10 protein-coding genes and 1 rRNA gene are annotated in these 15,696 nt (G+C 48.9%); 10 read left to right on the top strand and 1 reads right to left on the bottom strand.

Annotation, left to right across the window (positions count from 1 at the left end):
* The first annotated feature begins 196 nt into the window (after window positions 1-196).
* Window positions 197-1,771, top strand: a complete 1,575-nt coding sequence (locus HPY81_10645; GenBank protein NPV27865.1) for a hypothetical protein — start codon at window positions 197-199, stop codon at window positions 1,769-1,771.
* Window positions 1,772-1,825: 54 nt separating this feature from the next.
* The gene (locus tag HPY81_10650) at window positions 1,826-4,192 is read left to right on the top strand and encodes an endonuclease MutS2 (protein ID NPV27866.1); all 2,367 of its coding nucleotides are present in this window, start codon (window positions 1,826-1,828) and stop codon (window positions 4,190-4,192) included.
* 109 nt (window positions 4,193-4,301) lie between these two features.
* On the opposite strand, the gene HPY81_10655 is transcribed toward HPY81_10650, so the two are convergent.
* Complete coding sequence (locus HPY81_10655; GenBank protein NPV27867.1) at window positions 4,302-6,740, bottom strand: penicillin-binding protein 1A; 2,439 nt, start codon at window positions 6,738-6,740, stop codon at window positions 4,302-4,304.
* A gap of 176 nt (window positions 6,741-6,916) precedes the next feature.
* On the opposite strand from HPY81_10655, the gene HPY81_10660 reads away from it, so the two are divergent.
* From HPY81_10660 to HPY81_10695, 8 genes are all read left to right on the top strand, one after another.
* A complete protein-coding gene (locus HPY81_10660) occupies window positions 6,917-8,152 on the top strand; it encodes a tyrosine--tRNA ligase (protein NPV27868.1) in 1,236 nt (411 codons plus the stop codon).
* 179 nt (window positions 8,153-8,331) lie between these two features.
* Complete coding sequence (locus tag HPY81_10665) at window positions 8,332-8,772, top strand: universal stress protein (GenBank protein ID NPV27869.1); 441 nt, start codon at window positions 8,332-8,334, stop codon at window positions 8,770-8,772.
* A gap of 44 nt (window positions 8,773-8,816) precedes the next feature.
* Window positions 8,817-9,257, top strand: a complete 441-nt coding sequence (locus HPY81_10670; GenBank protein ID NPV27870.1) for a universal stress protein — start codon at window positions 8,817-8,819, stop codon at window positions 9,255-9,257.
* A gap of 68 nt (window positions 9,258-9,325) precedes the next feature.
* Window positions 9,326-9,946, top strand: a complete 621-nt coding sequence (gene yunB, locus HPY81_10675) for a sporulation protein YunB (GenBank protein NPV27871.1) — start codon at window positions 9,326-9,328, stop codon at window positions 9,944-9,946.
* Between the two features lie 87 nt (window positions 9,947-10,033).
* Window positions 10,034-11,602: an L-lactate permease gene (locus tag HPY81_10680; GenBank protein ID NPV27872.1), complete on the top strand. Its 1,569-nt coding sequence runs from the start codon at window positions 10,034-10,036 to the stop codon at window positions 11,600-11,602.
* A gap of 64 nt (window positions 11,603-11,666) precedes the next feature.
* On the top strand, window positions 11,667-13,238 hold the full coding sequence (locus tag HPY81_10685; protein ID NPV27873.1) for an AMP-binding protein: 1,572 nt from the start codon (window positions 11,667-11,669) through the stop codon (window positions 13,236-13,238).
* 300 nt (window positions 13,239-13,538) lie between these two features.
* Window positions 13,539-15,146: a recombinase family protein gene (locus tag HPY81_10690; protein ID NPV27874.1), complete on the top strand. Its 1,608-nt coding sequence runs from the start codon at window positions 13,539-13,541 to the stop codon at window positions 15,144-15,146.
* Between the two features lie 480 nt (window positions 15,147-15,626).
* A 16S ribosomal RNA gene (locus HPY81_10695) occupies window positions 15,627-15,696 on the top strand; the annotation flags it as partial.

A 15,696-nucleotide genomic window follows, 5' to 3' on the forward strand; every position in this document is an offset into this window, starting at 1 on the left:
GCCTGGAATAAAATGTTAAATTACATTGTGGTTTGGTTTTTGACCTTAATCTAGCGAAAAAAGAGTACATCTAAACGACTAACAATGTTTTACCTTTAACAAAAAAGCTAATTTTGCAAAAGGCTCATTTACCAATCCCGGTCGTGACCTGATAAGTTATCAGCGGCCCAACAACCGGGGGGTCTTTCTGGGCCGGGTGACCGACTATGACCCCAAGCACGGAGTAGTCCGACTGCGCCTGGAAGACGAGTTGGGGATTGGTGATGGAATTGAGGTGTGGGTTACTCAAGGCGGTCGTTGCGGCACAGTAGTAAAGGAACTCCTGGTGAAAGGGAGAGCGGTGGAGCGAGCCGAGCCCGGCCAGGAGGTAAGTTTAGTTTTGGATGGACGGGTGAAGCGGGGCGACCGCGTCTTTAAGACCCATGACGCCCGCTTGATTGCCATGGCCCAGGCCTCATACGCGGGGGGTGGACGCCGGATTCCGATCACCATCAGGGCGGAGGTGGCCGTTGGCTCCCCGTTGGTCTTGACTGCTCGCGATCCCGAGGGAAATGAGGCCCGGACGCAAACTGATTTTGTGGGCGTCCCAGCCGAAAAACACCCGCTGACGGCGGCGACGTTGAAAAAGCAGTTAGAGCGCCTGGGGAATACTCCGTTCATTTTAGCCGGGCTGGACTGGGAGATTAACGGAGAGGTCATGGTGCCGGTCAGCGAAATTAATGAGGCCCGCCGGCGCCTGGTCGCCGAACTAACGGCGAAACGTTTACGTTTCTTTGACCGGCCAGCTGTTCCAGCTGATATTTTTCAGCGGCGGTTAGCGGCTATTGGACCCGTTGACCAGCCGGCTTTGCATCAACCAGAAAAAAAACCATTGCTGGCAGTAACAGTTGGGGATCAGGTATCTGCCCGCCTAGCGGTCCAGGCAGGAGCAGACCTGCTCTATTTAAGCGGGGAGCAGTTCCGGCATAAAGAAAGACTGACCGACCAACAGATCGAGGAGATCATTAACTTTGGGACCGAACGCGGCTGCCAGATCGTCGTGGCGCTGCCCAGGATCTGGCACATGGCGGAACGGCAAAACTTGCTGAAATTGATGGAGAAGGTCAACCAGTGGCGGCCAGCGGCGGTCTCAGTGGCAAACCTGGGGAGCCTGCAGGTGGCTTTGGAGAAGGCCCGGGTTCCCATTTACGCTGATTACCCGTTGAATATCTATAACGACTGGTCGATTCGACTGTTAAAAGAGTTGGGTGTCGCCCAGGTTAGTCTTTCACCAGAATTAAATTTTACGCAGATCGAAAACCTGTCGGCCCGATGGGAAGTGTCAACGGAGTGCCTGGTACACGGCGCGCTGACGATGATGGTCTCCGAACATTGTGTGGTGGGGGCACTGCTCGGGAACCGCGGTGCGGAAAAGGCTTGCACCAGACCATGTGTTCGCGAGAAGGTGCGTTACTATCTGCAAGACCGTTTGCATTTTCGCTTCCCGCTGGAGATGGACCAGGCCTGCCGAATGTATATTCACAACCCGAAAGTGATGTGTCTGATTGAACACCTGCCGGAATTTCAACGTCTGGGCATCCACGTCTTGCGGATTGAAGCGCGGCGAGAAGAGCCGGCGTATGTCCGCCAGGTCGTGCAAGTTTATCGACAAGTCTTGGACAGGCTAACCGATCAGCGGGACAACGCTGATCTTACAGAAGCAAGAGAGCAGCTAGTAGCGCTAAACCCCGAAGGATTTACAAAGGCCCACTACTTCCGGGGTGTGTTATAATTGTTATAATATTATAATATAGAGTCAAGGTAGATATATTGAAGGGGTGGACAGGTGAACCCAAAATCATTGGCCAAGTTGGAGTTCGACAAGATTCTTTCTATGTTGCAAGACTGCTGTACCAGCACCTATGGTCAGGAGCAGGTCAGCGAACTCAAACCTTCGACCAATCTGGCGGAAATCTTGGCCTGGCAGCGGGAAACCTCGGAAGCCAAAGACCTCCTGCGGCGAGAACCACAGGTGCCCCTAAGAGGTATTCGCGAGATTCGGTCGGCAGTTTGGAAGGCCAAAATGGGCGGTGTGCTCGAACCTGCCGAGTTATTAGACGTAGCCTCAACGGTAATGGCCATCCGCCAGCTGCGCGGGTTTTTGACCCGGCAGGCGGGTCAGGACACGATCCTGTGGCAGATGGGCAATAGCTTGGGTGTTTTCCCTTCTCTGGAAAAGCAAATTACCGACTGTATTACCGATGATGCCACGGTTAAAGACACAGCCTCCCCCGCTTTGAACCGGTTGCGCCATCAGATCAGGGGGCTGGAAAGTCGGGGTCGGGAGAAGCTGGAACAGATCATCCGACAGCCGGAGTACCAGAAGCTGCTCCAGGAAGCGATCGTGACCATCCGCGGAGACCGGTACGTGGTGCCAGTGAAACAAGAATACCGCGCCCAGTTCGCGGGGATTGTTCACGACCAGTCAGCCAGTGGGGCGACCTTGTTTATCGAACCAATGGCGGTGGTTGAGATCAATAATGAATTGCGTCGGGTTCGACTGCAGGAGCAGGAGGAAGTTACCCGGATCCTGCGTGAACTGACTTCCTTAATCCGCGTGGAGGCGGCGGCGCTGGAAGAGACCATCAAAAATCTTGGCCGGATTGATTTTGTGCTGGCCAAGGGAAAATTAAGCCAGAATATGGACGCTGGAGAGCCGAAGCTAAACGCACATGGCTGTTTGGCTATCATTCAGGGGCGTCACCCTCTGATCGGTCGTCAGGCGGTGCCAGTGACTGTCTGTCTGGGTAAGGACTTTGACATCCTGGTAATTACCGGACCGAATACGGGCGGGAAGACCGTGACCTTGAAAACTATTGGACTTTTGACCCTAATGGCCCAAGCGGGATTGCATGTCCCAGCGCAAACCGGCACGGAGTTGTCGGTCTTTGAACAGGTTTGGGTGGACATCGGAGATGAACAGAGCATTGAGCAATCGCTCAGCACATTTTCTTCCCACATGTCCAATATTGTCCAGATTTTGCGGTCGGCTGACCAGCGTTCCCTGATCCTGTTGGACGAGTTGGGGGCGGGAACTGACCCGACTGAGGGCTCGGCCCTGGCGATGGCGATCCTGGAACACCTGCAGAATGTTGGCGCGAAAGTGGTGGCGACGACTCACTACAGTGAACTGAAGACTTTTGCCTATAGCCGCGAGCGGGTGGAAAACGCCTCGGTCGAGTTTGATGTACGCACCCTCAGGCCAACTTACCGGCTGCTGATCGGACTGCCAGGACGGAGCAATGCCTTCGAAATTGCCAGCCGTTTGGGCCTGGCTCCGGAAATAGTCAACCGGGCCAAACAATTCATTTCGGGTGAAGAACTGCAGGTGGCGGATTTGATTCAAAACCTGAAAGAGAACCAGCGGGTCATTGAGCAGGAAAGAGAGGAAGCAGAGCGGCTGCGTAGTGAAGCGACCCGTATCGCCCAGGAACTCCAGGATAAGCGGCAGGAATGGAAAGAACGGGAGACCCGGCTGCTGCAGAAAGCCCAGGCGGAGGCCTTCCAAATCATCCGGCAGGCCCGACAGGAGGCTGACCAGATCCTGCGTGAGTTGAGGCGGGCGCGGACCCAAGCCGCGGAAAAAGCGGCTGTGCGAACAGCCGAGGAGGCCAAAAAGAGGCTAAAAAGCCTGCAGGACCAGGTATATGAACAGACTCAGACAGAACTGGCTGAAACGACCCCCAACCTGACCGAGTTGAAGCCCGGCGACCTGGTTGAGATTATCAAACTTCAACAGCGGGGTTATGTCCTGTCCGAACCTAACAGCAGCGGCGAGGTCCAGGTCCAGGCTGGGATAATGAAGATTAACGTTAAACTCGCCGAGTTGAAAAAAGTCAAGGAGAAGAAAGAAACGCGTGATTATGCTGGCAACGGTCAGCTCATGGCCAATAAGACCAAAACAATTGCCAATGAACTGGACTGTCGTGGTTTAACGGTGGAGGAAGCTATTATTCAAGTGGATAAGTACCTGGATGATGCTTACCTGGCCGGCCTGCTGCAGGTTTACTTGATTCATGGGAAAGGGACCGGGGCCCTCCGGGCAGCGATCAAGGAGTACCTGGCTACCCATCCTTATGTTCGGTCACAGCGAGCCGGTGCGCCGTACGAGGGCGGTCTGGGAGTGACCGTCGTGCAGCTGAAAAATAAGTAAATATCACAGAGAATCATATAAACAAGCCCGTTGCTACAGTGAGCAACGGGCACTTATTATTGTGTGTTTATTATTTAGAGAATATAGCTTTATTAAAACTTATTTTCTATCAACGGATTTTATGTTCAGGAAGATCACAATATTTTAATTTATTAACCTGACTGGTTGGTAGCACGCGTTCCTGAACGTATTGACTCGGACATCCACCACTCTGATTTGGGCCGGGTCGATTGGCCAGAAAGATTTGTCCACGGTGGCGCGGATCAACGCAAACAGTCACGGTTAAGCCTGTCTGGTTACCCGTATCCGTGGTAGGGCTGGAGCCGTTATTTGCTCCCGCATTAGGACCGTGCAGGGGACAACTCTGCCGGGGCAATTCTTCTTTGGCATCCAGCGGGGGTTTTTCGCTACTGTAAGGCTCAGTCCGCTTGATAAATACCCCGGTAATTTTGGTTGGGCAATAGATTGTGGCCAGTTGACCCGATTCAGGGCAGATTTCGGCTTGCACATGTACATTACAGGTCTGTGTCGGAACATTGTCAGCCGGGAAAATCTCCTGGACCAGGTCTTTTTCCGGACATAAAGCAGAAGGTAATAGTCCCGATTTGGCACAGACTGTTACCGTGGTTAAACCTTCCGGCATGGTGAAGGTATGCGGCGGGATATTGGCGTGGGCCTTTGCCATGACAGCCCGCCAGATCTTTGCCGCGTAATTCCCACCATAAACGCCGCGCATCGATTCAGTCTGATTGTCATAACCGAGCCAGACTGCAGCAAGCAAGTCCGGTGTATATCCGACAAACCAGGCATTGGAATCATCGTCAGTGGTTCCAGTTTTCCCAGCGACGGGTCGGTCTAGCTGAGCGGACGTAGCAGTCCCGCTTTGCACGACTGTTTCCAGCAGATTGGTCATCAAGTAAGCCACCTGGGGCGTCATGACCCGACGCTGTTGGACCCGATTTTCGAAAAGGACTTTGCCGTTTCGGTCAACAATTTTGGTGATGGCAAAAGGTTTGACGTAGATCCCCTGATTGGCGAAGGCGGTATAGGCCCCAGCCATTTCCAAGGGAGTTACGCCTTTGGTTAATCCGCCCAGAGCCATTGAAGCCAAGTTAACATCGTTCTTAGGCCCTGACTTGACCAGGGACGTGATCCCTAATTGTTCCGCAAATTTTACTCCCTCGCCCACTCCGATCTGATTGAGTAGTTTCACGGCATAGGTGTTTATCGAATACTGGACAGCAGTCCGCATGCGGATGAGCCCGCGGTATGTGTCGTCGTAGTTTCTGGGCGTCCAGGTACCTTCTGCGCTTTTGTACGACGTCAGGGTATCATCAAGCACAGTAGCTGGAGTATATCCCTTAACTAGAGCCGGGGCATAGACAGTGATCGGCTTGATTGATGAACCAGGTTGACGCAAAGCATCTGTGGCCCGGTTGAATCCGCGTTTCTGAGCATAGTTCCGCCCACCAACGATGGCCTTGATTTGGCCGGTGTGCGGGTCGAGTACGACCATGGCTGATTGAACGATTTTGTCTTTTTTACTTGGCGGGAAATAGCTGTCCTGGCTATAAACGTCCTCAGCGGCGGCCTGAATTTTTTGGTCCAGGGTGGTGTAAATTTTTAACCCGCCTTTATAGATAATGTCTTCCGGATTATCGTATGTGCCCAAGGCTGTAAGGATTTTATCCGTTTCATCGATTACATGGTCAACAAAGTACTGATACCGTTGAGCAGACTTTACCACCTGGTTCTTATTGAGAATGAATTCTTCCTCACTGGCCTTGTGGGCATCGGTGGGGGAGATGTAGCCCAGCTCGACCATCCGGGACAGCACAATTGCCCGACGGCGCTTCGCGGCATCCGGGTATTTGTATGGGTCATAGGTGCCTGGGCTCTGGATCAAGCCAGCCAGCATCGCCGCTTCTCCCAGGGTGATCCGGTCCTTCTCTAAATCTTTGCCGAAGTATGTCTTGGCCGCCATTTTTATTCCCCAGGCCCCTTCGCCAAAATAAATGCGGTTGAGGTACATTTCTAAGATTTCATCTTTGGTGTACTGGCGTTCGAGTTTAATCGCCAGAATGGCTTCTTGAATTTTTCGCTGGAGTGTCTTTTCTCCCTTGCTGAAATAAATTTGTTTCACCAGTTGCTGGGTGATGGTGCTGCCCCCCTGAGAACCAAAACCACTGGTGACGTTGGCCACGGCAGCTCTGGCAATGGCCAAGGGGTTTACCCCGATGTGCTGATAGAATCGGTCGTCCTCAGTGGCAATGACTGCTTGCTGAATTAAAGGGGGAATCTTGCTGAGCTTGATATCTTCCCGATTTTCCACCTCGTGCAACTGGTAAGCTAACTCACCTTTGTAATCATAAATATAAGAGGTCTGACTGGCGTCCAGTTTGTCGGGATCCCATTCTGGCAGGGTAACGAGCGAGGCTACCACCAGGCCGCAACCAAGTCCGCCAATAACAATTCCCAGGAGCAATAAAATTAGAACCACCAAACGGCCTTTACTTATTTTTCGTTTTTTCACTGTTCTGGGGGCCATCAAATCGCCTCCTTGATTAACCTTATCGCGAAAAGTCCTGGCATCATTATAGCACAAAGCTTTTGAATGAAGCGACGCTTTTTCGAGTTTTTACCCGCTTTGACCAACCGTTGAGGTTCGTTTGCTTGAAATTACTGGGTGTATGTGCTATGATTAAACATCAAGGGGGTTTAACGATGAATTTAAATGAAGAACTGGCCAGCCAGCTGGAAATTATTAAACGTGGGACGGTAGAAATCATCCCGGAAGAGGAATTGGTTACTAAATTAAGAAAATCACTGGAGGAAAATCGTCCCTTACGAGTTAAGCTTGGCCTGGATCCGACAGCACCCGATATTCATTTAGGACATACAGTGGTCTTACATAAACTCCGCCAGTTTCAGCAACTTGGGCACCAGGTCATTCTAATCATTGGCGATTTTACTGGCCGGATCGGTGATCCGACCGGAAGGTCCGAGACCAGAAAGCAACTGAGTGAAGAAGAAGTGCTGGCGAATGCGGAGACCTACAAGGAACAGATTTTCAAAATCCTTGACCCCGCGAAGACCAGGATCCATTTCAACAGTGAATGGTTAAGCACGCTCACCTTTGTCCAGGTGATTGAACTGGCTGCCAAGTATACCCTGGCCCGAATGCTCGAACGTGAAGATTTTGCCAAGCGCTACCGGCAGGGGTTGCCGATCAGCATCCACGAGTTATTCTATCCCTTGATGCAGGGCTATGATTCAGTAGCGATCCGGGCTGATATTGAGCTGGGTGGGACTGACCAGAAGTTCAACCTCCTGGTGGGACGAGCCTTGCAAAAAGAATATGGACAGGAACCACAGATTGCTTTAATGATGCCGATCCTGGAAGGAACAGATGGGGCCCAGAAAATGAGTAAAAGCCTGGGCAATTACATCGGCATCAGTGAACCACCTGGTGAGATGTACGGAAAAACCATGTCTATACCTGATGAACTGATGCTCAGGTATTTTGAATTGGTCACAGCAGTGCCTATGGCTGAGATTAGAGAGATCAGGGATAAACTAAATCAGGGGCTGGCACACCCACGGGATGTAAAAATGCGGTTAGCCCGGGAAATCGTCACGATGTACCACGGAGTAGAGGCAGCCGAAACAGCCGAACGAGAATTTAAAAACATTTTCCAGAAGGGCGAACTCCCGGACGAAATTCCCGTGGTTGAACTCGCCGAGCAGGACTGGTTGGATCGGCAGGTCTGGGTTCCCAAGTTGCTGGTTTTGGCGGGGATCACCGGCAGTAGCAGCGAGGCCAGACGTTTGGTCGCCCAGGGTGGTGTGCGCATCAATGACCAAAAAGTTGATAACCCGGATGCAGAAATCACAGTGACTGATCGTCTGATTATCCGGGTGGGTAAACGGAAATTCGTGCAGATTAAACTTGTTAAATAGCCTTCATCATATTAAAAAAAGTAGCCTGTCCCCTTTTTTTGAGGGGTTTACTCGTTTAGGGTAGACCCTTCTTGTTTTGTTGTTGATAAAGAAGTGTTTGCTCTAGAGAGTTGTGCTATACTGAAGTTAAATGGAGTTAATAATTCTGGTTGATTACCTATACAAGGGGTGAGGAATAAGTGTTCAACAAGGTTTTGGTTCCTATCGACGGGTCACCCAGTGCCTTAAGAGCAGTTGGCTGTGCCAAGCAGTATTTGGCTGAGGGGATAGCTAAACAAGTTACTTTAATCCATGTAGCCAGTATAGTCACTGAAATTATAGGCTTGGACGGTTTTACAACCAGCACTTTTAACACCGAAGTGATGGATTGGGTAGAAAAAGCAGCGGCGGAAGTTGTGGCCAGGAGCCGGGTTGTCTTTGAGGAAGCTGGTTTACCGGTGAGGACAGTGGTGACTTTTGGTAATCCAGCGGAAAGTATTTGCGCATTTGCTGAACAAGAGAACTGTGATCTGATTATCATGGGGTGTCGGGGGCTGAGCAAACTTCAGGAATTACTCCTGGGCAGCGTTAGTGACCGCGTCTTAAAGTTGGCCAAGTGCCCGGTTCTGATCGTGAAATAGTTAAGTTCTATCTGAAATTTGGCGAAACAAGGGGGGAGCTTGGGATGTACAAAAACATTTTAGTGCCCACTGATGGTTCACCGAGTGCTTTGCGGGCAGCCGCTCTGGCTAAGAAATTTCTCCTGGCTGGCGTGACCGAGAAGGTTGCCCTGGTTCATGTTACTTCTCTATCAAAGGAATTAGGCTTGAAGTCCCGGTTAATGCCGGTAGCAGTTAACGAAAAGTTGGTCCAATTGGTTGAAGGAGCCGGCCGAGAGATTATGGAGAAAACCAGGGCTATTTTTACAGATGATGGACTGGAGGTTGAATGTCTGGTCGAGTTCGGCGAACCAGCAGAAGCGATCGTCCGCCTGGCCCGGTGCCGACACTTTGAATTGATCATTATGGGGAGCTGGGGATTGAATAAAATTAAAGAAATTTTAATGGGGAGTGTTAGCGACCAGGTAATCCGGCTGGCCAAATGTCCCGTCATGATCGTTAAGTAAATAGCGGTACTTTGACACCTTTCCGCGCTACTTTTCATATATTACTGTAGCAGGGGGGAGGTGCGAACTTGCGACGGTATAATAAAAAATTACGCTCAATCATCTTGTTCCTGGTCGGTGCCCTGTTGGTATTATTTATTAACTTTAAGATCGTTGAGAACAACCTCAAACCCACAATTTTAGCCATGGCAGAAGCCAAGGCTCGTCAGATCGCCACCAGAACGATCAATGATGCGATCAACACCCGTGTTGTCACGAATGTCGAGTATACTGACCTGGTTTATGTACATAAAGACAATCGGGGACGGGTGGTAATGATGCAGCCCAATACCATCAAGATTAACAAAATCGCTTCTGAAACCACCTTAGAGGTCCAGCGCTCTTTGCAAGCGCTTAAGGAAGAGGGTTTCTATATCCCCCTGGGGCAGGTTCTGGGCAGCCAGTTATTAGCCAGTTATGGTCCGGAAATCCACGTCCGGATTGTCCCTATTGGGACCGTGCAAACCGAAGTAGTGGATGAGTTTGCCCAGGCGGGCATCAACCAGACGCGGCACATGTTGTATTTGAAAGTAAAAAGCATGGTCAGGATCGTTGTTCCGTTAGTTAGTGCAGATGTTCAGGTGGTTTCAACAGTGCCGATTGCTGAGACGATCATTCTGGGTGTCGTTTCACTGCGCAACTACTCATAAAGAAAAAACTCTTGAACGTTAATAACAATTGCCATATAATTAGACTCTGAAGAATCTAATATTTTGTAGGATGGGAGGACGGTTAGGATGTTACTTGATGTTATATTAACTTTGCTACCAATCGTAGCTATTTTTGTTTTAATGAGCAAAAAACAAATGGCGGCGGATGCAAGTGGGGTGGTAGGATGGTTGTTAACCCTTCTGATCGCGATCACATTCTTCAAGACTCCCCTCGAGCTGGGTCTGCGGGCCAGCCTGGCTGGAATCATTTCTTCATTCCCCGTATCTTTAATGGTGGTTACTTCAATATTGCAGATCACATTTATGGAAACCACCGGCGCACTCCAGAGAATTACCGTATTTGTGAAAACCCTTGCTTCGGCAAATAAAGCTGTCCAAATCATGCTGATCAACGTGGGAGCTGGTACGCTGCTTGTAGCCGTCGGCGCTACGCCAGTGTCTATCTTGCCGCCTATACTGGTTGCCTTGGGCTATTCCACTTTTATCGCGGTAATTTTGCCGGCAATAGGATTTGATGCCCTTTGCACTTTTGCCTTATTAGGTGCTCCACTTGTAGTCTATTCGGATCTTACCGGTGTCTCTTTAGTAGATTCAGCCAAAGTTTTTGCCAAGTTTCTACCTGTTATTTCCACCTTGATCGGTTTTGGGATGCTGTGGATTGTGGGAAAATGGAAGATGGTTCGGGAAGGATTTATTCCCTGCACCATTGCTGGAGTCACGAACGGTGGCGTTGCTGTGCTCATGGCTTATATCCCATTCTTAAGTTCAGGAGTGGTGTTAACCGGAGTGATCGCCGGCGCCTGCACAATCTTAGCAATGATTCTTTATTTAAAGTGGTTAGGTCATCCCATAATAGACCGCTCTCAACTTTCTGAGAAAGACATAGAAATAGAGAAAAAAATGTCTTTGCTCACCGCCCTTTCTCCCTGGATTATTTTGGTGTTGACTTCGTTTATTATTAACTTTTACCAACCTCTATTCAATATTTTATTCAACAAACTATCCATGCCGGTGGCGATCATCCCGGGCCAAAAACCCATTTTAACGAGGATGGTATGGAATGCTTATACATGGGTACTTATCAGCACTCTGGCGGCCTTTGTTTTTATTAAACCATCAGGAAAAGCGATAAGTGATACTTTAACCAAATGGTTAAAACGCGCTCCCAGACCGGCGCTGGCTGCCGCAGTGTTTTTTGCTATCGCTTTCGTCATGAATAATTCAGGCATGGAGAAAACAGACGGGATATGGAAATTAGTTAATCCAAGCTCCAACATGATCTGGATTCTGGCTAATGGAACAGCTTTAGCTTTTGGTAGCTTGTATCCCTTTTTCAGCGCTTACCTGGGGTTGTTCGGCGGCTTTATCAGTGGCAGTGAAGCGTCAACCATTGCCATGTTTACAAAATATCACATAATTACCTCAAAAATGCTTAACGTAGATCCCCTGGTGGTAACCGCCGCCACGGGAATCGGCAGCGGTCTGGCCAGTGTTATTTCCCCAGCAAAACTGCAAAACGCGGCGGCTACTATAGATGCCCTTGGCATTGAGAGTAAGGTTATTGAAACGGCCGTGATTATTTCAGTAGTAATGACAGTATTCGCCGCCAGTATGACGTATTTTCTTGCTCTATAATTTGCTGCGAAAAAATAAACTCATTATGGTTGCAATTAGTCTAGTAGGACAGGAGGTCTTTTTTGTGCCAATCACCGAAATGCTTACCCGTAATGCGCAAATGTTTCCCAATGAAATCGCTTTGATCGAACGCGATCCAGCGATAGTCAGAAGAAGAGAAATAACGTGGCGGGATTTTGAAGACGCTGTCAATAAGTTCGCCCACGGTTTAATCGATCGCGGTGTCAGCCAGGGAGACCGGGTTGCTCTGCTGATGATGAACTGCTTGGAATGGCTTCCTGTTTATTTCGGAATTCTCAAAACCGGCGCCCTGGCCGTGCCTCTGAACTTTCGGTTTACGGCGGAGGAAATCAGGAAATGCTTAGAGACTGTTGAGGCAAAGGTGCTTGTTTACGGGCCAGAGTTCCGGGAGAGAATTGACCAAATTAAAGATAGGCTTTCCTTTATTGAGAGATTTATTTTTGTAGGTGAAGAATGCCCTGGTTCAGCCGAAAGTTATGTTGAGCTACTGGCCAGATATCCAGCTTCACCTCCTGATGTAACCATTCGTGATGATGATGAGGCCGCTCTCTATTTTTCGTCAGGCACTACTGGTACTCCTAAACCAATTATTTTAACACATGCCAACCTTGTATCGGCCTGCATCACGGAAAATCGCCATCACCTGCAGAATCACGACGACGTTTTTCTTTGCATTCCGCCGCTATACCACACTGGGGCAAAGATGCACTGGTTTGGAAGCCTGCTTGTCGGCTCAAAGGCTGTTATCCTGCGCGGCGTCAGGCCCCGGTGGATACTTGAAGCAGTATCGGAAGAAAGGGCCACCATCGTTTGGCTTCTTGTGCCCTGGGCGCAGGACATTCTTGACGCTATTGAAAGCGGCGAAGTTGACCTGAGGGATTATAACCTTAACCAGTGGCGTCTCATGCACATTGGAGCCCAGCCCGTGCCACCAAGTTTAATTCAAAGGTGGAAGAAATATTTTCCAGATCAAATGTATGATACCAATTACGGCTTGAGTGAATCAACTGGACCAGGCTGCGTTCACCTTGGGATTGACAACATTCACAAGGTAGGAGCGATTGGTCTGCCCGGTTTTAGATGGGAAGCAATGATTGTTGATGATCATGACCAGCCCGTTCCAATCGGAAAAGTTGGTGAGTTAATTGTTAGGGGCCCGGGCGTTATGAAAGGTTATTACAAAAATCCGGAAGCCACCAGCAAGGTGCTCAAGGGCGGCTGGCTTTATACCGGAGACATGGCGCGACAGGATGAAGACGGATTTATTTACCTGGTTGATCGCAAGAAAGACATTGTCATATCAGGTGGAGAAAATATCTTCCCAGTAGAAATTGAAAATTTTCTGCAAACCCATGATGATGTAAAAGATGTGGCGATAATCGGTATGCCAGATAAACGGTTGGGCGAAATACCGGTGGCTATTGTGGAGACCAAACCGGGAAGGAAACTGACAGAAGCAATGGTTTTAGAATTTTGTCAGGCTTTACCCAGGTACAAGCGGCCGCGCAAAGTCTTCTTCGATAAGATACCACGAAACCCGACTGGTAAAATTGAAAAACCAAAACTGCGTGAGAAATATTGCCGTAAGAAAGAAGCATTCAGTATTGAGGGATGATACCCTTATATTTTAATATACCCATTTAATATATCCATGCTCCATCCAGGATGGTGGGTTAACTCCAGGTTTTAGTCGCCTGGAGTTTTCTTTTGCTCTGGTAATAGGACAAATTAGTCTGAGCGTAGAATGAAATGAGAGGAGGGTTGCCTTTGCAGAGGCTTAAAAATGCAAGAAGTTTAACTGTTAAGGTTATTCAGTCCGGCAGTGATGATGAATGCAGAGAGACGTTAGCGGAGGCAAGACGATATGTAGTTATGCGCATCCTTGAAAAATTGCAGAAAGAAAAGGTGGTTGCGCATGTTAGCGATAATCTACACGCGAGTGAGCACAGAGGAAAAGGCACGTCATGGGTTTAGCTTAGAAGGCCAGGAAAGAGATTGCCGGAAAAAAGCGCAAGAACTGGGAGCAACCAGAATCGAAGTTTATTGTGATGCCGGTGTAACCGGAGAGATTTTGGAGCGACCGGCGTTGCAGGCTGCTCTTGCTGCGGCTAAGTCAGGAGCAACCTGGTTTATTGTTTACGATCCCGACCGTCTGAGCCGAAAACTGGCGCACCAGTTGCTGCTCTCGGAAACGATTGAAAGATATGGTTGTCGTTTGGAATTTGTTAATTTCGAGTGGCAGGATACACCAGAAGGGCGGCTATTTTACTCTCTGCGCGGTGCTATTGCTGAGTATGAAAAGGAAAAAATAAAGGTTCGTACTCAATTCGGCAAAAAAATTAAGGCTCAGCGTGGACTCCTTACGCATCATTTTCGTTTGTATGGTTATAAATACGAAAACGGTGGACTGGTTGTTGACCAGGAAAAAGCAGATGTTTATCATCTGATGTGCGATATGGCGCTTGCTGGCAGCACGCCGCCAGAAATCGCTGATTACCTAAACAGCCTTGGCATTATCGGGCCGCTTGGCGGTAAGTGGTATCGGAACACAATCAGGCGGATATTATCTAATCCATCATATCTGGGCACTGTTTTCCTTAACAGATATAATACAGAGGGAAACAAGGCCGCGAGACAAAAGGGGGAAAAGCGGAACAGCAGAATTCGCCCGCGAGACGAATGGATACCTGTTCCTATTCCAGTATTGATTGACAAGGAAAAATGGGATCGAATCCAGATAAATATAAAAGAAAGAAAGGAAGGAAGGAGAGATAGCAGATATAATGTGTATTTATTGTCAGGAATCTTATACTGTGAATGCGGCAGTCAGATGCATGGTACTACAAACGGCAACAAACGTCGTTACTACGTCTGCTGTCGCCGTCACTTTTCCGGAAGCGACTATAGAAAAGCTCCCGAAAGGTGTGGGAGGCCTTTCATAAGAGCGGAGGAAGCTGAAGAAATTGTATGGGATAAAATTAAGACCTGGCTTGGCGAACTTGAAACAATGCTTATCGAGGCTCGTCAAAAGCGGGTTAATGAGGCAAAGAATAGAGAAATGGATATAGCTGCAAGGAGAATGGAAGAACTAAGCCAGGAAAAGGAGCGCGTCTTTACGGCTTACCGGCGTGGACTTATTGACCTGGACGACTTTGAAAGAGCTGTCGAAGATATCAATTCAGCACGAAAGTCTGCGGAAGTCCGTTTAAAGGAACTATCTAACGCTGTGGAAGCGGAGGCGACCCTTGAACAGGAAATTGACCTTATTAGAGAACTTGCCCACAGCGTAGCCGAAAGACTTGATGACCTGGAAGCGTCCGAGAAAGAATATCTCATTCACACTCTTGTCAAGAAGGCGTTAGTGCGTGGGACGGAGATCATTCTTGAGGTAAAGATACCTTTAAAAGAAAAAGCGTTGCGTGATGAAACGACCATCCTGGGCGAAGTTCCGACAACGTATCTCCAGTTGATGCTGGATCAGAAATTATGGGGCGGACTACTGGGCCAAACACAAAATCAATAAGCGGTAATAATAATTCATCGTAAAATCAAGCATTAGTTTGCATACTTGCCGGATATGGAAGAGTAATTGAATTCGTCGACAATAGCAGATGATAGATTAGAAATCTGGAGATTGAATTTTCGTCATCGACCGTGTTATAGTATCACCGCTGCTATTCGGTGACACAATAACCGTAAATAGAGGGCGGTTAGATGAAAAAAATGGGAAGATCTTCATCTTGACATGGCCCGAAAAGGTATGGTAGAATACCTAATGTCGCCGCGGATAAGGCGGGTCGCTTTCGGACATCCATGTCCTTTGCGATACTAACATATCCGTGTGCAGTAGCAGGTCTCGCTGGTCTTTGAAAACTAAACAGTTGTGCGAAAGCCCGATGGAAGAAAGGACATCGAAAGATGTTCAGGAAGAATGAACCCGGTGATACTTTGAGGTACACAGAAGGCAGAAGGAAACAAGAGCCAAGAGCTCGAAGATAAAGGGATTATCGGAGAGTTTGATCCTGGCTCAGGACGAACGCTGGCGGCGTGCCTAACACATGCAAGTCGAACGG

The sequence above is a fragment of the Bacillota bacterium genome, assembly GCA_013178045.1.
Taxonomy (GTDB): Bacteria; Bacillota; Ch66; order Ch66; family Ch66; genus Ch66.

Excerpts from the sequence above, each read along its gene's own strand:
- HPY81_10670 (NPV27870.1), top strand. The coding sequence starts at position 8,817 with ATGTACAAAAACATTTTAGTGCCCACTGATGGTTCACCGAGTGCTTTG.
- HPY81_10655 (NPV27867.1), bottom strand. The coding sequence starts at position 6,740 with ATGGCCCCCAGAACAGTGAAAAAACGAAAAATAAGTAAAGGCCGTTTG.
- HPY81_10690 (NPV27874.1), top strand. The coding sequence starts at position 13,539 with ATGTTAGCGATAATCTACACGCGAGTGAGCACAGAGGAAAAGGCACGT.
- HPY81_10680 (NPV27872.1), top strand. The coding sequence starts at position 10,034 with ATGTTACTTGATGTTATATTAACTTTGCTACCAATCGTAGCTATTTTT.
- HPY81_10660 (NPV27868.1), top strand. The coding sequence starts at position 6,917 with ATGAATTTAAATGAAGAACTGGCCAGCCAGCTGGAAATTATTAAACGT.